Consider the following 18,292-nt stretch of genomic DNA (forward strand, 5'->3'; position numbering starts at 1 on the left):
GGCGCATCGCACGACCCTCAGCGCAAAATGCCGACGCGGACCAGGCCAGGGCTCCCGCGCAAGGGCCGCCCCGCCGCGCCGGGAGCGTCCCCCTGCCCGCAGCGCGCGGCGCTGCGAGAGCGGGGGGAAGGAGCGAAGCGACACAGGGGGGTGCCTCTCCCTAGAGCCATTTCACGACGAGGCTCAGCAGAAAGCTCAGCAGCACGGTGCTTGCCAGCGGGATGTACCACTCACGCCCGAACAGCCGGAAATGGAAATCCCCCGGCAGCTTGCCCAACCCCAGGCGCCGCAGCCAAGGCGTGAGCCCGTTGATGAGCACCAGCGCAAGAAAGACGACGATGAGCCAGCGGATCATGGTCAGAGCCTGTGCGTGCGGTCACCGTGTGCGAAGCCCACGGCGTCCCAGAACTCGCCCTTGGCGAGCAGCAGCACCTTGAACAGCTCGCCCATCTCGTGTTCCATGATCAATTTGGCCGCGATGGTCCGCTGCTCCAGCGTCTGCCGCTCCATTTTTGGGAGCAATCCGCAGTTGATGAGGAAGTGCGCCTGCGTGGTGTAGCCCAGCACGTTCCAGCCCTGGCCTTCGGCTAGGGGCTGGTCCTGCGCGGCGAGCGCCATGGCGGTGAAGTTGACGTGGGCGGTGATGTCCTTGAGGCCCACGTCCGCCAGCGGATCGTCGTCGGAGCGGTGCGCGCGGTGGCACATCACCGTACCCATGTGGCGCTGCGGGTGGTAGTACTCACTCTCGCCGAAACCATAGTCCAGCAACAGGACGGCACCGCGCGTGAGCCGGTCACCCAGGGTGTGGATGAAGGCCTCGGCCTGGGGGTGGATTTCGGTCAGGTAGTCGTGCGGACCCTCGATCTCGACGGGCGGGCGCAGGCCGGTGGGCCGGTCTTCCCAGGCGAAAGCCTCGCCCTGCACCACCACGCCGCGCTCGTGCCACACGCCGCCCTGCGCACCGCCGTGGCGCGCCAGCAGCTTGACGGGCATGGCGTCGAGCACCTCGTTGCCCACCACCACGCCTTCCATGCGCTCGGGCAGCGCGTCCACCCAGCGCACCTTGTCCGCGTGTGCTGTCAGCAGCGCCTGCTGGCGCGCGCGCAGGCTGCCCGAAAGGTCGACGATGGTGTAGCGGCGCACGCTGTCGCCCAGGGTGTCGAGCAGTTGCAGCGCCAGCGCGCCCGAGCCGGCGCCGAACTCCCAGACCTCGTCGGTGCCGGTCTGCTCCAGCGCCTGCGCCACCTGCACGGCCAGGGTCTGGCCGAACAGCGGCGTCATCTCGGGGGCGGTCACGAAGTCGCTGCCCGAACTGGGCAGCGCGCCGAACTTGGGCAGGTCGCCCGCGTAGTAGCCCAGGCCCGGCGTGTACAGCGCCAGCTCCATGAAGCGGTCAAAACCGATCCAGCCACCGGCGGCGCCAATGGCCTGCGCGATGTGGGCTTGCAGGGCGGTCGTTAAACTTGAGGGTTCTTTCGTCACGGCCTGCATTGTCCCTGAATGTCCACCGCTCCCCGTCCGCGCACCGTCCTGGTCACCGGCGCCGCCCGGCGCCTGGGGCGCGCGTTCGCCCTGGCTTTTGCCCGCGCTGGCTGGGACGTGGCCTGCCATTACCAGCACTCGCGCGATGAGGCCCTGGGCACCTGCGCCGAGGTGCAGGCGCTGGGCCGGCAGGCCTGGGCCCTGGCAGGCGACCTGGCCGACACGGCGGCGCTGGAGCGCCTGTTTGCCGACACGGTGCAGGCCACCGGCGGCGCGCCCGACGCCATCGTCAACAACGCCTCGCTGTTCGAGCCCGACACCGGCCTGGACTTCTCGCCCGAGCTGCTGCAGCGCCAGTTGCAGGTGAACCTGGTGGCGCCGCTGCAGCTGGGCACGCTGCTGGCGCGCACGGCGCCGCCCGCCGGGAGGCCTCTGCCCGCCGTGGTCCACGTGCTGGACCAGAAGGTGTTCAACCTGAACCCCGACTACTTTTCCTACACGCTGTCCAAACTGGCGCTGGAACGCGCCGTAGCCCTGCAGGCGCAGGCGCTGGCGCCGCGCGTGCGCGTCAACGGCATCGCTCCGGGCCTGGTCTATGTGAGCGGCCCGCAGAGCGGCGACAACTTCCAGCGCGCGCGCAGCGTGAACCTGCTGCGCAGCCCCACCGACCCCGACGACGTGGCGCGCACGGCGGTGTTCCTGGCCGAGAACGCGTCCATCACGGGCGTCACCCTCGCTGTGGACAAGGGCCAGCACCTGGTGCCGCTGGAGCGCGACATCATGTTCGTGGCCGAACAACTGGCGCGCCCGCAACCATGACCGCCACCATCGATCCCCTGCTGGCCGACTGCCGCCGCATCTTCCTGCGCGGACTCACGCGCCATGTGCGCATCGGCGTGCACGATTTCGAGCGCGCGGCCGCCCAGCGCATCGTCTTCGACATCGACCTCTGGGTGCCGCTGGCCCAGGCCACGCCGCGCAACGACCATATCGACGAAGTGGTGGACTACGATTTCGTGCGCGACGAGGTCACGCGCATCGTCACGCAGGGCCACATCGACCTGCAGGAAACACTGGGCGACGCCGTGCTCGACGCGCTGCTGGCCCACCCCCGGGTGATGGCCGCGCGCGTGTCCACGCGCAAACCCGACGTGTACGACGACTGCGACGCCGTGGGCGTCGAAACCTTCCGGCGCAAGCCCCCGCAAGCATGAACACGACCGCGCCGGCCACGGGCCTGCAGACTCTCACCCTCACCGGGCTGCGCTTCAACGCCAACCTGGGCATCCTCGCGCACGAGAAGAACGCGCCCCAACCCATCCAGGTCGATGCCGAGCTGAGCCTGGGCGCACAGCCGCTGCAGCCGCACGACGACGACATCGAGCATGTGCTCGACTACCGCAAGGTGCGCCAGATCATCATCGACGAGTGCACGGCCGAGCATGTGAACCTGCTGGAAAGCCTGATCGGCAAGCTCGCGCACCGGCTCATGCTGCTGCCCGGCGTGCGCGGCGTGCGCGTGAAAATCGCCAAACTGGAAATCTTCGACGACTGTGAAGTCGCCATCCGCATGGAAACCGGGCAGTGGTGACACCCCTGCCAACCGCTATGAACACCTGGACCGACGAAACCGAAACCGCCGCCCCCGCCGCGCCGCAGGGCCGCCCTGACTTCAAGATCGAGCGCGAGGCGCACAAGCTCGAAAAACGCCTGTGCCGCGAGGTCGGCAAGGCCATCGTGCAGTACAACATGATCGAGGAAGGCGACAAGGTCATGGTCTGCATGTCGGGCGGCAAGGACAGCTACGCCCTGCTCGACATCCTGCTCAAGCTGCAAAAGCGCGCGCCCATCCATTTCGACCTGGTGGCCGTCAACCTCGACCAGAAGCAGCCGGGCTTTCCCGAGCATGTGCTGCCCGATTACCTGCGCGCGCAGGGCATTCCGTTCCACATCGAGAACGAGGACACCTACAGCATCGTCAAGCGCCTCATCCCCGAGGGCAAGACCACCTGCAGCCTGTGCTCGCGCCTGCGCCGGGGCATCCTCTACCGCGTGGCCGACGAGCTGGGCGCCACCAAGATCGCCCTGGGCCACCACCGCGACGACATCCTGCAGACGCTGATGCTCAACATGTTCTTCGGCGGCAAGTTGAAGAGCATGCCGCCGAAGCTGGTGAGCGACGACGGCCGCCACGTGGTCATCCGCCCGCTGGCCTTCGTGCCCGAGAAGGACACCACGCGCTGGGCGGCGCAGCGTAACTTCCCCATCATCCCGTGCAACCTCTGCGGCAGCCAGGAGAACCTGCAACGCAAGCAGGTGGGCGAGATGCTGCGCGAATGGGAGAAAAAATACCCCGGCCGCGTGGAGAACATGTTCAACGCGCTGCAGAACGTGGTGCCCAGCCACCTGCTCGATGGCCAGCTCTACGACTTCCAGAACGCCAAGGCCACGGGCATCGCCAGCGAGGATGGCGACAAAGCTTTCGACGAAGAGGAATTTCCCGCGCCGCCCGGCCTGCCGGGCATGCAGGTAGTACGCATCGGATGACAATAGCGGTGTCTGCACCGCCCGCTCCTTTTCCTACCAGGAGACATGAACCATGACCCCGCTCTGGCTCCGACGCTCTTTCCTCTGCGCCAGCGCCGCCGCGCTGCTGTCGGGCTGCGCCTCGGTGCGCGTGGTCGACAGCCAGGTGCAGAGCTGGTCCACGCTCACGGCCGTGCCGGCGCCGCCGACCTACCGGCTCGCAAAACTCCCCTCGCAACAGGCCTCCGATCAGGCCTTCGCGCCCATCGAGGCGCTGGCGCACCAGGCCCTGCAACGCGCGGGCCTGCGCCGCGACGATGCCAGCGCGCGCCTGATGGCAGAGGTGGGCGTGCGCTCCAGCACCGCCCTACCCGACTGGCCGCACTACCCGCCCATGTGGGGCTGGGGGGCCGGCTGGGGCTGGCGCCCGGGCCTGCGCGCGGGCGTGATGCTGCGCGAGATGCCGCCCACGCTGCACCGGCGCGAGGCCAGCCTGGTGCTGCGCGATGCAGCCACGCAGCAGGTGGTCTATGAAACCTCGGCCCTGCACGAAGACGTGTGGACCGACGACCCCGCCATCTTCGGCGTGCTGTTCGATGCCGCGCTCCGTGGCTTCCCGCAACCGCCCACCGGGGTGCGCCAGGTGCACACCACGGTTCCCCGCTGACCCCATGCAAGCCACCCGCCTCATCGCCATCCGCCACGGCGAAACCGCCTGGAACGTGGACACACGCATCCAGGGCCACCTCGACATTCCGCTCAACGACACCGGCCTGTGGCAGGCGCGCCAGGTGGCGCGCGCGCTGGCCAGCGAGCCGCTCAGCGCCATCTACGCCAGCGACCTGCAGCGCGCCCACACTACGGCGCGCGCCATCGCCGAGGCCACGGGCGCGCCGCTGGTGGCCGAACGCGGCCTGCGCGAGCGCAGCTTCGGCCAGCTCGAAGGCCGCACCTTCGCCGAGATCGAGGCCGAGCTGCCCGAACAGGCGCGCCGCTGGCGCCAGCGCGACCCGCATTTCGCGCCCGAGGGCGGCGAGACGCTGGTGCAGCTGCGCGAGCGCATCGCCGCCACCACGCACCGCTTGGCTGCCCAGCACACCGGCGGCCTGGTGGTGCTCGTTGCCCACGGCGGCGTGCTCGACGTGCTCTACCGCCTGGCCACGGGCCAGGAACTGCAGGCGCCGCGCACCTGGCAACTGTCCAACGCCGCCATCAACCGCCTGCTCTGGACGCCCGAGGGCCTGACCCTGGTCGGCTGGGCCGACACCCAGCACCTCGACACGGCCACGCGCGATGAAACCACTGCCTGACTACGTGAACGCCTGCTTCGGCCAGCGCACCAGCGCGATCGACACGCCCGCGCTGGTGGTCGATCTCGACGCCATGGAACGCAACATCACGCGCATGGCCGAGTTCGCGCGCAAGCACCAGGTGCTCTGGCGCCCGCACGCCAAGCTGCACAAGAGCGCCGAGATCGCGCTGATGCTGCAGCGCGCCGGTGCCGTGGGCGCCTGCGTGCAGAAGACGGCCGAGGCCGAGGCGCTGGCGGCCGGTGGCGTGCGCGACATCACCATCACCAACCAGGTCATCGCCCACCCCAAGCTGCTGCGCGTGGCGCGCCTGGCGGCCTCGCTGCAGGCCCAGGGCGGGCGCCTGGCGCTGGCCGTGGACAGCGCCGAGGGCATCCAGCGGCTGGCCGAAGCCATGGCCCAGGCGGCGCCGCAGGCGCGCATCGACGTGCTGGTCGAGATCGATGTCGGCCAGGGCCGCTGCGGCGTGCCGCCGGGCGAGCCGGCCCTGGCGCTGGCCCAGGCCGTGGCACGGCTCACGCAGCTGCGCTTCGCCGGCCTGCACGCCTACCACGGCCGCGCGCAGCACCTGCGCGGCGCGGCCGAGCGACGCGCAGCCATTGGCGCGGCCGTGCAGGCCGCGCGCCACACGCGCGACCTCATCGCCGCAGCCGGGCTGCCCGTGCCGCTGGTCACCGGCTCGGGCACGGGCACGCTGGTGCACGAGGCGGCCAGCGGCGTCTATGGCGAGCTGCAGGCGGGCTCCTTCCTGTTCATGGACGCCGACTATGCGCAGAACGAACGCGAACCGGCGCAGCCCGCGTTCGAGCATGCGCTCTACGTCAAGACCCAGGTCATCTCGGTCCAGGGCGATCACGCCGTGTGCGACGCCGGCCACAAGAGCCACGCCATCGACTCCGGCCTGCCGCGCGTGGCGCTGCTGCCACCCGAGCGCGCGCTGCACTACGCCAACGGCGGCGACGAGCACGGCATCCTCACGGCGCAGGGCGCCCAGGCCAAGCTGCCGGCCATCGGCCGCATGCTCTGGCTGATCCCCGGCCACTGCGATCCCACGGTGAACCTGCACGATGCCCTGATCGGCGTGCGCGGCGGTCTGGAGACCGGGGTGGTGGAGCGCGTCATCCGGGTTGATGCCAGAGGCGCGCTGAGCTGATCGGCGCCAGAATCGGTGGCTTCGCGCGGCCCGGCCGCGCCCTGCCCTGTTGTGGAACGCCCTGCCCATGCATGCCTTGCCCGCCCCACCCCACCCGCTCCTGCGCCCCTTCGCCGCTGTGCAGGCGGTGCTGCTGCTCGCCGCGCTGACCGCGCTCGCCGTCCAGCCCCCCGCCGCCCTGCCGCTGTGGGTGGCCGCCTGGCTCACCGCCGCCTGGGCCCTGTGGGCACTGCTGCGCGGGCGCATAGCCATGCTGCTGGCGCTGGTGGTGCAGTGCGGCGCGCTGGCCACGGTCACCAGCGCCACGGGGCTGCTGCACTGGCACTGGCTGTTCAAGCCGCTGACCATGGTGATTGCTATTGTTTTGGTAGCTTATAGCGCTCGCCAATCAAGCGCCGGAGTCCGATTTGATTCAAAGTCCTGGTGGCTGCTTGGCGCGGCGCTGGCGGGCTCGCTCGCGGGCGACGCCTTCCTCATGGTCGAGGGCTTCTTCATCCCCGGGCTGGTGAGCTTTCTGCTGGCACACATTGCCTACATCGTGCTGTTCCGCCAGGGCGTGGCCTGGCTGCCCCGGCCTGGCGCCTTGGCCGCCACGCTGGGCGTGGGCGGCGCCATGTACGCCTATCTGTGGCAAGGCGGGCTGCCCGCCGAGCTGCGCATTCCGGTGGCGGTGTATGTCACCGCGATCGCGCTCATGGCAGCACAGGCCCTGGGCCGCGCCAGCGTGCTGGGCGACCGCGCGGCGCGCCAGGTGGCGTGGGGCGCCTGCTTCTTCATGCTCAGCGATTCGCTGCTGGCCACCAACCGCTTCGTGCAGCCGCTGCCGCTGGCGCAGGTGGGCGTGTTGGCCACCTACTACGCGGCGCAGGCGTTCATCGTGCACGGCATGGTCGTGGGCCTGCGCCAGCGCTGACTATTCAGCGTCGGGCTGCCGCGCCGGGTGCGCGGCCTGGAAAGGTGCGAGGCCCTCGCAGTGCTCCGCGATGCGCTGCACCGTGGGGTACGGCGCCAGGTCCAGCGCGAAGCGCCGCGCGTTGAACACCTGGGGCACCAGGCAGCAATCGGCCAGGGTGGGCGTGTCGCCATGGCAGCACAGGCCGGTCTGCGGGTCGCGCGCGAGCTGCGCCTCGATGGCCTGCAGGCCCAGCGCCATCCAGTGGTGTATCCAGGCGGTGCGCTGCGCGTCGCTGGCCCCGAGCGTGCCAGTGAGGTAGTTGAGCACGCGCAGGTTGTTCAGCGGGTGGATGTCGCAGGCCACGCTGAGCGCCAGCGCGCGCACGCGGGCGCGGCCCGCCGCATCGGACGGCAGCAGCGCGGGCGCGGGGTGCGTCTCTTCCAGGTATTCGAGGAGGGCGATCGACTGCGTGAGCGTGGCGCCCTCATCTTCCAGCGCGGGCACGAGCGCGGCCGGGTTCACCGCGCGGTAGGCGGCCTGGAGCTGCTCGCCGCCGCCGCGCAGCAGGTGCACGGGCACGCTCTCGTACGCCAGCTCCTTGAGCGCGAGCGCGATGCGCACGCGGTACGCGGCCGAGCTGCGGAAGTAGGTGTAGAGGCGCAGCATGGTCACTCGGGCGCTGGCACGCGGCGCACGGTCTGGTCGATGGCGCCGAAGATGCTCTGGCCGGCGGCGTCGAACATCTCGATGCGCACGCGATCGCCAAAGCGCAGAAAGGGCGTGACGGGCGCGCCACCCTCGATGGTCTCGACCATGCGCAGCTCGGCCAGGCAGGCGTAGCCCACGCCGCCGTGGGCGATGCGGGAGCCATGCAGGCTGCCGTGCTTGTTCGACACCGTGCCCGAGCCGACGATGGAACCCGCCACCATGGCGCGCGTCTTGGTCACATGCGCCACGAGCTGGGCGAAGCTGAAGGCCATGTCCTGGCCCGCGTCGGGGCAGCCGAAGGGCTGGCCGTTGAGCTGCACGTTCAGCGGCCGGTGCAGCTTGCAGTCTTGCCAGGCATCGCCCAGCTCGTCGGGTGTGACGGCCACGGGCGCGAAGCTGCTCGCGGGCTTGGACTGGAAGAAGCCGAAGCCCTTGGCCAGCTCGGCCGGGATGAGATGGCGCAGGCTCACGTCGTTCACCAGCATGACGAGGCGGATCGCCTGCGCGCACCGCGCCACGCCCGCGCCCAGCGGCAGGTCGCCCGTGACCACGGCCACCTCGGCCTCGAAGTCGATGCCCCAGTCCTCGGTGAGCGCGTCGATGGGGGCCAGCGGCGGCACAAAGCTGTCCGAGCCGCCCTGGTACATCAGCGGGTCGGTCCAGAACGACGCGGGCATCTCGCTGCCGCGCGCCTTGCGCACCAGCTCCACGTGGTTGAGGTAGGCCGAGCCGTCGGCCCACTGGTAGGCGCGCGGCAGGGGGGAATGGCACTGCGCCGGGTCGAAGGGCCGGGCCTCGGGCGCATGACCCGCGTTGAGCGCGTCGGACACCTGCTGGAGCTGGGGCGCGCAGCGCTCCCAGTCGTCCAGCGCGGCCTGCAGCGTGCGCGCGATGGCGGGCACGGGCTGGCAGCGGGTGAGGTCACGGCTGACGACGACGAGCGTGCCGTCGCGGCCGCCTTGCTGGAGGGTGGCGAGTTTCATGGCGATGGTTCCGATCCGTCAGGCGTTGGTGCGGTGGCTGCCGTCATGCATCCACGCGGCGTGCTTGGGCGCCTTCTTGGTGCGTGCCCATTCGTTGAGCATGTCCCACTTCACCTCGTCGAGCTTTTGCAGCATCTCGGGCGTGCCGGTGTTCACGGCCAGCTCCAGGCGGTGGCCGCTGGGGTCGAAGAAGTAGATGGACTGGAACAGCGTGTGGTCGGTCGGGCCGATGACCTCGATGCCATCGGCCTGCAGGCGCGCCTTGGCGGCGAGCAGTTCCTCCATGGTGTCCACCTGCAGCGCCAGGTGCTGTGTCCAGACGGGGGTGTTGCGATCGCGGTCCATGGGCGGCTGGCCCGGCAGCTCGAAGAAGGCCAGGATGTTGCCGTGGCCCGCGTCCAGGAAGATGTGCATGTAGGGGTCGGGCTCGCCGGTGGAAGGCACGCTGTCCTCGGCGATGGCGAGCACGAAGCCCATGTTCAGGTACTTGCCGTACCACTCCACCGTCTGCTTGGCGTCCTTGCAGCGGTAGGCCACGTGGTGAATTTTCTGGATCTGCATGGCGGTGTCTCCTGTGCCGTTCGTGGCACCTTGGACCGCATTACACGGCTTTTCGATCTATCATTCAAACGGTATTTTTCAATTCATTTATTAATTTTTCATATGAATGTGACCCTGCGGCAGTTGCGCGCCCTGGTGGCGCTGGTGCGCACCGGCAGCTTTACCCAGGCGGCCGCCTCGCTGCATGTGACGCAATCGGCCCTGAGCGGCCAAATCAAGGAGCTGGAGCAGGCCCTGGGCGTGCGCCTGGTCGAGCGCAGCACGCGCCGCATCGGGCTGACCGAGGCAGGCCGGGGCTTCTACCCGCTGGTCGACAAGATCCTGCAGGACCTGGAGGGCGTGCTGCACGGCATCGACGATCTCAAGGCGCTCAAAAAAGGCGTGGTGCGCGTCGCGGCGCCGCAGCTCATGGCCTGCACGCTGCTGCCGGACGTGATCGCGGCGTTCAGCCAGGCCCATCCGGAGGTGCAGGTGCGTCTGGCCGATTGCGAGGTGGACAGCGTGCTGGCGCGCGTGGCGAGCGGCGAGGTCGATTTCGGCGTGGGGCCCGAGCGCCCGACGGGCGCGGACATCGCCGCGCAGCCGCTGTTCGAGCTGCCCTTCATGGTGGTCTTCCCGCCGGGCCATGCGCTCGAAGCACTGCCGCGCATTGGCTGGAGCGATGTGGTGCAGCACCCGTTCATCGCCCTGCAGGGACAGTTCACCGAACTACTCACGCACGACCTGCACGGTGCGCTGCGCGACCTGACGCTGCGCCCCAGCCACGAGGTGGCTTTCATGAGCACGGCGCTGAGCCTGGTGCACGCGGGCCAGGGCATCACGACCTGCCTGCCCTACGCCGACTCGCTGGTGAATCTCTACCAGTTGCAAATGCGCCCATTGCTGGGCCCCGAGCTGCGGCGCAAGTTCCAGGTCTATCAACGCGCCAGCGCCACGCTGGCGCCAGCGGCGGCGGAATTCGCACGCTTCCTGTACGCGCAGGTGGCGTCCCGGGGCTGGAACACCACCAGTGAATGACCCATGGCGGCGCGCATTCCGTCGGAACGCATGCAACAGGCGCTGCCCAGGCCAGCGACCGCCGCGCAAGGGCCGCCCCGCCGCGCTGGCGGTGTCCCCCCTCCCGCAGGAGAGGGGGGAAGGCGCGAAGCGCCACAGGGGGGGATGGATTACCTCAACGCCGGGCCGCCAATGCGCTCCTGCAGCGACACGGTGTCGCCGATCATGATGAGCGCGGGCGGGTGCACGCCGTGCTTCACGCTGAGCGCGGGCAGGGTTTCCAGCGTGCCGACGATGGTGCGCTGGTCCGGCCGGGTGGCGCGCTCCACTAGGGCGGCGGGCGTGTGGCCCGGCAGGCCGTGCTCGATGAGCTTGGTGCAGATCACCGGCAGGGTGCCCACGCCCATGTAGATCACCACCGTCTGGCGCGGCCGGGCCAGCGCGGCCCAGTCGAGCGCCACGCTGCGCTCCTCGCCCTCACCCTGCAGGTGGCCGGTGGCGAACACCAGCATGCCGGTGTGGTCGCGGTGCGTGAGCGGGATGCCGGTGCTGGCCGAGGCGCCTTGCGCGGCGCTGATGCCGGGCACGGTCTCGCAGGCGATGCCTTCGGCCACCAGGGCCTCGGCCTCTTCGCCGCCGCGACCGAAGATGTAGGGATCGCCGCCCTTGAGGCGCACGAGCGACTTGCCGGCCTTGGCCAGGCGCACCATGAGTTCGATGATGCCTTCCTGGGGCAAGGTGTGGTTGCTGCTCTGCTTGCCGACGTAGATGCGCTCGGCGTCCTGGGGAATCTGGCGCAGCACATCGTCGGACACCAGGTTGTCGTAGAGCACCACGCGCGCGCTCGCGAGCACGCGGGCGGCCTTGAGGGTCAGCAGTTCGGCGTCGCCCGGGCCGGCGCCCACCAGCGTCACGCGCCCCCATTCGGAAGGCGGCAGGACAGGGGTCGCGGGGGCGGCGGGCTCAGAAGCGTCGTGCGCGGGAGGGCGGGCGGTATCCATCAATGCTCCGGTAAAAGCGGGATGCGGTGTCGGGTGTTCCCATTGTCAAAAGCCCTTGCCATAATGCCCTTGACTCACATCAAGGACATGCAGAACCATTGCGGTGAACATCGGCGCATGCCGGTCGCCATACGCGGCCGGCAGCTTCCCAACATGGTAAACCTCCATTCTCCCCCGCGCCGGCCTGCCCCCCCGGCCTCCGCCCTGCGGTTCTGCGGCGCCCTGCTGCTCCTGGGCCTGGTGGCCAGCGTGCACGCCCAGACCACCGCTCCGGACGCCGCGCGCCAGCGCGAGCTGATCCGCATGGTGCGCCAGGACTGCGGCTCCTGCCACGGCCTGCACCTGACGGGGGGCCTGGGCCCCGCGCTCACGCGGGAAGCCCTGGCCGACAAACCCCTCGATTCCATGGCCTCCACCATCTACGGCGGCCGCCCCGGCACCCCCATGGCGCCCTGGAAGGCCATGCTCAGCGAGGCCGAGGCCCTGTGGATTGCCCAGCAATTGATGGCCGGATTCCCCGAGCCGCAGAAGGATTCCCGATGAAACGCCGTGACTGCCTCGCCCTGTTGGGCGCTTCCTCCCTGCTGCTCGGGGGCTGCGCCAGCACCGGCCCGGCGTCCTCCCTGGTCGGCACGGGCGATCTGGGCGTCGTCGTGGCGCGCTCCACGGGCACGCTGGCCATCGTCAACACCAGCCAGCGCAAACTGCTGGCCGAGGTGAAAGGCCTGGGCGACCTCTCGCACGCCTCGGTGGTGTTCTCGCGCGATGCGCGCCATGCCTTCGTCTTCGGGCGCGATGGCGCGCTGACCAAGGTGGATCTGCTGACCCAGCGCATCGCCGGCCGCGTGATGCAGGCGGGCAACTCCATCGGCGGCGCCATCAGCGCCGACGGCAGCCTGGTGGTGGCGCAGAACTACACACCCGGCGGCATCAAGGCCTTCGACACCGCCACGCTGGAACTGGTGGCCGACGTGCCCGCCGAATTCGAACCCGGCCGGCTGTCGCGCGTGGTCGGCCTGGTGGATCTGCCGGGCCGTCGCTTCGCCTACAGCCTGTTCGACGCCGACGCCATCTGGATCACCGACCTGTCCAACCCCGCGCGCCCCGTCACCACCAAGCTGCCGAACATCGGCCGCCAGCCCTACGACGCGCTGGTCACGCCCAACGGACGCCACTACATCGCCGGCCTGTTCGGCGAGGACGGCCTGGCCATGGTGGACCTGTGGGAGGAAAAGCCCCAGGTACGCCGCATCCTCGCGGGCTACGGCCGGGGCCAGGAGCCGCTGCCGGTGTACAAGATGCCACACCTGCGCGGTTGGGCCGTGGCCGGGCGCCGCGCCTACCTGCCCGCCATCGGTCGCCACGAGGTGCTGGTGGTGGACACCGACACCTGGCAGGAAGTGGGCCGCATCCCGGTGGCGGGCCAGCCCGTGTTCGTGATGGCCCGGCCCGACGGCCGCCAGGTGTGGGTGAACTTCTCCGTGCCCGACTACCGCCGCGTGCAGGTCATCGACACCACCACGCAGAAGATCGTGCGCACGCTGGAGCCCGGCAAGGCCGTGCTGCACATGGAATTCACGCCGCGGGGCGAGTCGGTCTGGATCAGCTCGCGCGACGACCACCGCGTCAGCGTGATCGACACCCAGAGCTTCGCCACCCAGGCCACGATGACGCTCGACTCCCCGAGCGGTATCTTTTTCACCTCCCGCGCAGCACGGGTGGGGTTCTAGATGAAACCCCACTCCAACCTGCGCCTGGCCCTGCTCAATCCGTGGCAGCGTGGCTTCCCACTGGTGCGCGAGCCCTTCGCGCACATCGCGGCCACCCTGGGCATCACCACCGATGACGTCCTGGCCGGCTACGCACGGCTGCAGGACGAAGGTGCCCTGAGCCGCATCGGCGGCGTGTTTGCGGGCAATGCCGGCGGCGCCGCGCTGCTGGCCGCCATGGCCGTGCCGCCCGAGCGCCTGGACGCAGTGGCCGCCGTGGTTTCCAGCCACCCGGGCGTGAACCACAACTACCAGCGCGAGCACCATTACAACCTCTGGTTCGTGATGACCGGGCAGGACGATGCCGCCGTGCGCACCGCCATGCGATCACTGGAGGAAGCCACCGGCCTCCCCGCGCTGCAGCTGCGCATGCAGCGCGCCTACCGCATCGACCTGGGCTTCGACCTGCGCGAACGCACCGCGCCCGCGCCCATGGCGGCCGCGCGCGAGGCCATGCCGGTGCTGGATGCCGACCGGCCGCTCGCCGCCCTGCTCGAAGACGGCCTGCCCCTCACGCCGCGCCCCTACGACGCCTGGGCACAGGCGCTGGGCCGCACCGGCGAATCGGTGCTGCAGACGCTGCAGCAATGGCTGGACCAGGGCACGGTGCGGCGCATCGGCGCCATCGTGCGCCACCATGAGCTGGGCTTCGACGCCAACGCCATGACGGTGTTCAACATCCCCGATGCCCAGGTGGACGCCTGCGGCGAGGCGCTGGCGCGCGTGACCGGCGTGACGCTGGCCTACCGGCGCGAGCGCGCCGAGGGCTGGCCCTACAACCTGTACTGCATGGTGCATGGCCGCGACCGTGCCGCCGTGCGCGACGTGATCGCACGCGCCATCGCCGAAGCCGGCCTCGGCGACTTTCCGCACGAGGTGCTGTTCTCCTGCCGCCGCTTCAAGCAGACCGGCCCACGGCGCTTCCGCGCCCTGCCCGCCGCTGCGTCCGGCACCGCCACGACCCCGGAGGTGCTTGATGCTGTCGCCGGATGACGCCCGCCTGCTGGAGCGCCTGCACGGCGACCTGCCGCTGACCGAGCGGCCCTTCGCCGATGTGGCCTTGGAGTTCGGCTGGACCGAAGACTACGTGATCGGCCGGCTCTCGGCCCTGCTGGAAAGCGGCATGCTCACGCGCTTCGGCCCGCTGTTCCAGATCGAGCGCGCGGGCGGCCTGTTCGTGCTGGCTGCCATGGCCGTGCCCGAGGAGCGCTACGAGGCCGTCACGGCCCAGGTCAACGCGCACCCCGAGATCGCGCACAACTATCGGCGCGCGCACGCGCTCAACATGTGGTTCGTGCTCGGCACCGAAACGCCGGCGCAGTGCGCCGCCGCCATCGAACGCATCGAGGCCGAGACGGGCTTGCCCGTGCTGGCCTTCCCGAAGGAGCGCGAGTTCTTCGTCGAACTCAAGCTCCCCCTGACCAGCGGAGAAGCCCATGGCGCTTGACGATTTCGACCGCGCCCTGATCGCCGCCACGCAGGGCGGCCTGCCGCTGGTGCCACGCCCCTACGACGCCGTGGGCGAACGCCTGGGCGTTTCGGGCCAGCAGGTGCGCGAGCGCCTGGCGCAGATGCTGGAAAGCGGCCTGGTGCGCCGCATCGGCGCCGTGCCCAACCACTACCGCCTGGGTTTCACGGCCAACGGCATGAGCGTGTGGGACGTGGACGACGCACAGGTAGACATCCTTGGCGAGCGCATCGGCCAGCTGCCCGGCGTGAGCCACTGCTACCGCCGCCCGCGCCGCCTGCCGAGCTGGCCGTACAACCTGTTCGCCATGCTGCATGGCCGCACGCGCGCCGAGGTCGAACAACAGGCCGTGCAACTGCGCGAACTGCTGGGCACCGCCTGCCGGGGCCACGACATTCTTTATTCCACCGCCATCCTCAAGAAGACCGGTCTGCGTCTTCGGGAAAGCTAAGAAAGCCCATCATGTTCCGCATCAGCCAATACATGCGCGAGCTCGCGCAAGCCCAGGCCACGGGCACCTACCCCGTTCCCGCCCGCCGGGGCAGCGGCCAGCCGCCGGGGCCCGTGGTGATCTGGAACCTGATCCGCCGCTGCAACCTGACCTGCAAGCACTGCTACGCGCTGTCGGCCGACCACGACTACGAGGGCGAGCTGTCCACGCAGGAGGTGTTCGGCGTGATGGACGACCTCAAGACCTACAAGGTGCCGGTGCTCATCCTCTCGGGCGGCGAGCCGCTCATGCGGCCCGACATCTTCGAGATCGCCGAGCGCGCCCGGGACATGAAGTTCTACACCGGCCTGTCGACCAACGGCACGCTGATCGACGAGCCCATGGCCGACCGCATCGCCGCCATGGGCTTCGACTACGTGGGCATCAGCCTGGACGGCCTGCGCGAGACGCATGATTTCTTCCGCCGCCTTGATGGCGCCTTCGACCGCAGCCTGGCCGCCGTGCGCTACCTGCACCAGCGCGGCGTGAAGGTGGGCCTGCGCTTCACCATGACGGCCATGAACGCGCACGATTTCCCGCCGCTGCTCGACCTGATGCGCCAGGAAGCCGTGGACAAGTTCTACTTCTCGCACCTCAACTACGCGGGGCGCGGCAACATCCACCGCGGCAAGGATGCGCAGTTCCAGGCCACGCGCGACGCGCTCGATCTGCTGTACGAGCGCGCCTGGCAGTCCGCGCTGGAAGGCCGCGAGGAAGACTACGTGACCGGCAACAACGACGCCGACGGCCCCTACCTTCTGCAATGGGTGCGTGAACGCATGCCGCAGTGGGAGGCGCCGCTGCGCGAGCGCCTCATCGCCTGGGGCGGCAATTCGAGCGGCGTGAACGTGGCCAACATCGACAACCTGGGCACCGTGCACCCCGACACCATGTGGTGGCACCACGACCTGGGCAACGTGCGCCAGCGCCCGTTTTCAAGCATCTGGTCCGACACCTCCGAGCCGCTGATGGCGGGCCTCAAGGCCAAGCCGCGCCCGGTGGGCGGACGCTGCGCGTCGTGCCACTATTTCGAGATCTGCGGCGGCAACACACGCGTGCGCGCCCAGCAGCTCACGGGCGATGCCTGGGCCGAGGACCCCGGCTGCTACCTGCGCGACGACGAGATCGGCCTGGTCTCGGGCAGCGATGCGCAACGCGTGGCCGTGACACCGTTCAGCAACCGCCGCCGCACCATCGAGATCCACCCGGAGAACGAGAATGCCTGAGTCCCTGCGGCGGTGGATCGCGACCGCCGGCAAGCTGGCCCTGAGCGCCGGCCTGGTCTGGATGGGCCTGGACCTGGCCCACGCCCAGTCCGCCCCGGCCCCCACCACAACCACCGCCGTGGACGCGGCGGCGCTGTTCCAGCAGCACTGCGCGTCCTGCCACGGCACCCAGCGCACCGGCGGCATGGGCCCGGCCCTGCTGCCCGAGAGCCTGGAACGCCTGCGCAGGCCCGAGGCGCTGAAGGTCATCGGCGAAGGCCGCGCGGCAACGCAGATGCCAGGCTTCGCCGCCACGCTGTCGAGCGCTGAGATCGCCGCGCTGGCCGGCTGGATCTACCAGCCCGTGACGCCCGCGCCCGGCTGGAGCGATGCCGACATCCGTGCCTCACGCACCGTGCCCGCGCTGGAGAAGCCCCTCGTCGACAAGCCGGCCTGGAAGGCCGACCCGATGAACGTGTTCCTGGTCGTCGAGGGCGGCGACCACCATGTGTCGGTGCTCGACGGCGACCGCTTCGAGGTCATCCACCGCTTTGCTAGCCGCTATGCGCTGCACGGCGGCCCCAAGTTCACGCCCGATGGGCGCTACGTGTTCTTCGGCTCGCGCGACGGCTGGATCACCAAGTACGACCTGTGGAACCTGGCCGTGGTGGCCGAGGTGCGCGCCGGCCTGAACATGCGCAACGTGGCCGTCAGCGGCGACGGCCGCTGGGTCATGGCCGCCAACTACCTGCCGCGCACCGTGGTACTGTTCGATGCCGACCTTCAACTGGTCAAGCGCTATGACGCCACCACGCTCGACGGCAAGAGTGCCTCGCGTGCCTCGGCGGTGTACGACGCCACGCCGCGCAAGAGCTTCGTGGTCGCGCTCAAGGACATCCCCGAGGTCTGGGAGATTTCCTACGACCCCAAGGCGCCGCCCATCCATGACGGCCTGGTGCACGACTACAAAATGGGCGAGGCCATCGCCAAGCCGGGTTACCAAAACGTGCGGCGCACGCCGCTGGACGAGCCCCTGGACGACTTCTTCTTCGACCAAAGCTACCGCCACGTGCTCGGCGCCACGCGTCCCAAGGCGGGAAGCAGCGAGGGCGCATCGGCCCAGGTGGTGAACCTGGACGCGCGCCGCAAGATCGCCGACCTGCCGATCGCCGGCATGCCGCACCTGGGCTCGGGCATCACCTTCGCCTGGAACGGCACGACGGTATTGGCCAGCCCCAACCTGAAGGACGGCGCCATCGACGTGATCGACATGAAGACCTGGCGCACGGTCAAGACCATCCCCACGCCGGGGCCGGGCTTCTTCATGCGCAGCCACGAAAACTCGCGCTACGCCTGGACCGACTCGATGATGAGCCCCAAGGCCAAGGACACCCTCACGCTGATCGACAAGACCACGCTGGAGCCCGTGGCCAGCCTGCGCGAGCCCGGCAGGACGCTGGCGCACATCGAGTTCACCAAGGACGGCCGCCATGCGCTGGCCAGCGTGTGGGAGATGGACGGCGCCATCATCGTCTACGACGCGCAGACGCTCAAGGAAGTCAAACGCCTGCCCATGAGCAAGCCCGTGGGCAAGTACAACGTGTGGAACAAGATCACGCGGTCTGAGGGCACGTCGCACTGAGGAACACCCCCCTGTGGCGCTGCGCGCCTTCCCCCCGCTCTCGCATTGCTGCGCCATGCGGGCAGGGGGACGCTCCCAGCGCGGCGGGGCGGCCCTTGCGCGG

Annotated in this window: 22 protein-coding genes; 16 read left to right on the forward strand and 6 right to left on the reverse strand. The window is 69.8% G+C overall.

Features of this window, described 5'->3' with window-relative positions:
• Nucleotides 1–160 precede the first annotated feature (160 nt).
• Together D8S75_RS03830 and D8S75_RS03835 are read right to left on the reverse strand one after the other, a co-directional pair.
• The gene (locus D8S75_RS03830; protein WP_119964619.1) at nucleotides 161–355 is read right to left on the reverse strand and encodes a DUF2905 domain-containing protein; all 195 of its coding nucleotides are present in this window, start codon (nucleotides 353–355) and stop codon (nucleotides 161–163) included.
• 2 nt (nucleotides 356–357) lie between these two features.
• Nucleotides 358–1,491 carry a class I SAM-dependent methyltransferase gene (locus D8S75_RS03835; RefSeq protein WP_119964620.1) on the reverse strand — a complete coding sequence of 378 codons (1,134 nt, stop codon included), beginning with the start codon at nucleotides 1,489–1,491 and terminating at the stop codon, nucleotides 358–360.
• Between the two features lie 9 nt (nucleotides 1,492–1,500).
• On the opposite strand from D8S75_RS03835, the gene D8S75_RS03840 reads away from it, so the two are divergent.
• From D8S75_RS03840 to D8S75_RS03875, 8 genes are all read left to right on the forward strand, one after another.
• Nucleotides 1,501–2,301, forward strand: a complete 801-nt coding sequence (locus D8S75_RS03840) for an SDR family oxidoreductase (RefSeq protein WP_119964621.1) — start codon at nucleotides 1,501–1,503, stop codon at nucleotides 2,299–2,301.
• Nucleotides 2,298–2,696, forward strand: a complete 399-nt coding sequence (locus D8S75_RS03845) for a dihydroneopterin aldolase (protein WP_119964622.1) — start codon at nucleotides 2,298–2,300, stop codon at nucleotides 2,694–2,696. The genes D8S75_RS03840 and D8S75_RS03845 overlap by 4 nt, the downstream gene beginning before the upstream one ends.
• Nucleotides 2,693–3,073: a dihydroneopterin aldolase gene (locus tag D8S75_RS03850; protein ID WP_119964623.1), complete on the forward strand. Its 381-nt coding sequence runs from the start codon at nucleotides 2,693–2,695 to the stop codon at nucleotides 3,071–3,073. Before D8S75_RS03845 ends, D8S75_RS03850 begins: the two co-directional genes overlap by 4 nt.
• Before the next feature lie 17 nt (nucleotides 3,074–3,090).
• Entirely contained in the window at nucleotides 3,091–4,029 is a 939-nt protein-coding gene (gene ttcA / locus D8S75_RS03855) for a tRNA 2-thiocytidine(32) synthetase TtcA (protein WP_119964624.1), read from the forward strand.
• A gap of 52 nt (nucleotides 4,030–4,081) precedes the next feature.
• Nucleotides 4,082–4,675, forward strand: a complete 594-nt coding sequence (locus D8S75_RS03860) for a DUF4136 domain-containing protein (RefSeq protein WP_119964625.1) — start codon at nucleotides 4,082–4,084, stop codon at nucleotides 4,673–4,675.
• A gap of 4 nt (nucleotides 4,676–4,679) precedes the next feature.
• Nucleotides 4,680–5,318 carry a histidine phosphatase family protein gene (locus D8S75_RS03865; RefSeq protein ID WP_119964626.1) on the forward strand — a complete coding sequence of 213 codons (639 nt, stop codon included), beginning with the start codon at nucleotides 4,680–4,682 and terminating at the stop codon, nucleotides 5,316–5,318.
• Nucleotides 5,302–6,471: a DSD1 family PLP-dependent enzyme gene (locus tag D8S75_RS03870; RefSeq protein WP_119964627.1), complete on the forward strand. Its 1,170-nt coding sequence runs from the start codon at nucleotides 5,302–5,304 to the stop codon at nucleotides 6,469–6,471. Before D8S75_RS03865 ends, D8S75_RS03870 begins: the two co-directional genes overlap by 17 nt.
• A 67-nt stretch (nucleotides 6,472–6,538) precedes the next feature.
• On the forward strand, nucleotides 6,539–7,384 hold the full coding sequence (locus D8S75_RS03875; protein ID WP_119964628.1) for a lysoplasmalogenase: 846 nt from the start codon (nucleotides 6,539–6,541) through the stop codon (nucleotides 7,382–7,384).
• Here the strand turns inward: D8S75_RS03875 and maiA are convergent, their stop codons facing one another.
• From maiA to D8S75_RS03890, 3 genes are read right to left on the reverse strand one after another with little or no spacing between them, the layout of a single operon-like run.
• Nucleotides 7,385–8,029, reverse strand: coding sequence for a maleylacetoacetate isomerase (gene maiA, locus D8S75_RS03880; RefSeq protein WP_119964770.1), 645 nt, complete (start codon nucleotides 8,027–8,029; stop codon nucleotides 7,385–7,387).
• Nucleotides 8,030–8,034: 5 nt separating this feature from the next.
• Complete coding sequence (locus D8S75_RS03885; protein ID WP_119964629.1) at nucleotides 8,035–9,057, reverse strand: fumarylacetoacetate hydrolase family protein; 1,023 nt, start codon at nucleotides 9,055–9,057, stop codon at nucleotides 8,035–8,037.
• Nucleotides 9,058–9,075: 18 nt separating this feature from the next.
• Nucleotides 9,076–9,618 (reverse strand): VOC family protein, encoded by a 543-nt coding sequence (locus D8S75_RS03890; RefSeq protein WP_119964630.1) that lies wholly within the window; start codon nucleotides 9,616–9,618, stop codon nucleotides 9,076–9,078.
• A 102-nt stretch (nucleotides 9,619–9,720) separates the two neighbouring features.
• Here D8S75_RS03890 and D8S75_RS03895 point away from each other — a divergent pair, with 102 nt between their 5' ends.
• Nucleotides 9,721–10,635 carry a LysR family transcriptional regulator gene (locus D8S75_RS03895; protein WP_119964631.1) on the forward strand — a complete coding sequence of 305 codons (915 nt, stop codon included), beginning with the start codon at nucleotides 9,721–9,723 and terminating at the stop codon, nucleotides 10,633–10,635.
• Between the two features lie 149 nt (nucleotides 10,636–10,784).
• Here D8S75_RS03895 and cobA read toward each other — a convergent pair whose 3' ends face one another.
• Entirely contained in the window at nucleotides 10,785–11,615 is an 831-nt protein-coding gene (cobA, locus tag D8S75_RS03905; protein ID WP_119964632.1) for a uroporphyrinogen-III C-methyltransferase, read from the reverse strand.
• Nucleotides 11,616–11,768: 153 nt separating this feature from the next.
• Between cobA and D8S75_RS03910 the strand changes: the two genes are divergently transcribed.
• The 7 genes from D8S75_RS03910 to D8S75_RS03940 are packed head-to-tail and all read left to right on the forward strand — an operon-like array spanning nucleotide 11,769 to nucleotide 18,189.
• Nucleotides 11,769–12,158 carry a c-type cytochrome gene (locus tag D8S75_RS03910; RefSeq protein ID WP_119964771.1) on the forward strand — a complete coding sequence of 130 codons (390 nt, stop codon included), beginning with the start codon at nucleotides 11,769–11,771 and terminating at the stop codon, nucleotides 12,156–12,158.
• Nucleotides 12,155–13,345, forward strand: coding sequence for a cytochrome D1 domain-containing protein (locus D8S75_RS03915; RefSeq protein ID WP_119964633.1), 1,191 nt, complete (start codon nucleotides 12,155–12,157; stop codon nucleotides 13,343–13,345). Before D8S75_RS03910 ends, D8S75_RS03915 begins: the two co-directional genes overlap by 4 nt.
• Nucleotides 13,346–14,377, forward strand: coding sequence for a siroheme decarboxylase subunit beta (gene ahbB / locus D8S75_RS03920; RefSeq protein ID WP_119964634.1), 1,032 nt, complete (start codon nucleotides 13,346–13,348; stop codon nucleotides 14,375–14,377).
• On the forward strand, nucleotides 14,361–14,831 hold the full coding sequence (locus D8S75_RS03925) for an Lrp/AsnC family transcriptional regulator (protein ID WP_119964635.1): 471 nt from the start codon (nucleotides 14,361–14,363) through the stop codon (nucleotides 14,829–14,831). The genes ahbB (D8S75_RS03920) and D8S75_RS03925 overlap by 17 nt, the downstream gene beginning before the upstream one ends.
• A complete protein-coding gene (gene ahbB / locus D8S75_RS03930) occupies nucleotides 14,821–15,303 on the forward strand; it encodes a siroheme decarboxylase subunit beta (protein ID WP_119964636.1) in 483 nt (160 codons plus the stop codon). The genes D8S75_RS03925 and ahbB (D8S75_RS03930) overlap by 11 nt, the downstream gene beginning before the upstream one ends.
• A gap of 11 nt (nucleotides 15,304–15,314) precedes the next feature.
• Nucleotides 15,315–16,568 carry a heme d1 biosynthesis radical SAM protein NirJ gene (gene nirJ / locus D8S75_RS03935; RefSeq protein WP_119964637.1) on the forward strand — a complete coding sequence of 418 codons (1,254 nt, stop codon included), beginning with the start codon at nucleotides 15,315–15,317 and terminating at the stop codon, nucleotides 16,566–16,568.
• Nucleotides 16,561–18,189 (forward strand): cytochrome D1 domain-containing protein, encoded by a 1,629-nt coding sequence (locus D8S75_RS03940; RefSeq protein WP_198673137.1) that lies wholly within the window; start codon nucleotides 16,561–16,563, stop codon nucleotides 18,187–18,189. The genes nirJ and D8S75_RS03940 overlap by 8 nt, the downstream gene beginning before the upstream one ends.
• Nucleotides 18,190–18,292: the final 103 nt, after the last annotated feature.

Source organism: Simplicispira lacusdiani (assembly GCF_003604195.1).
Taxonomy (GTDB): domain Bacteria; phylum Pseudomonadota; class Gammaproteobacteria; order Burkholderiales; family Burkholderiaceae_C; genus Simplicispira; species Simplicispira lacusdiani.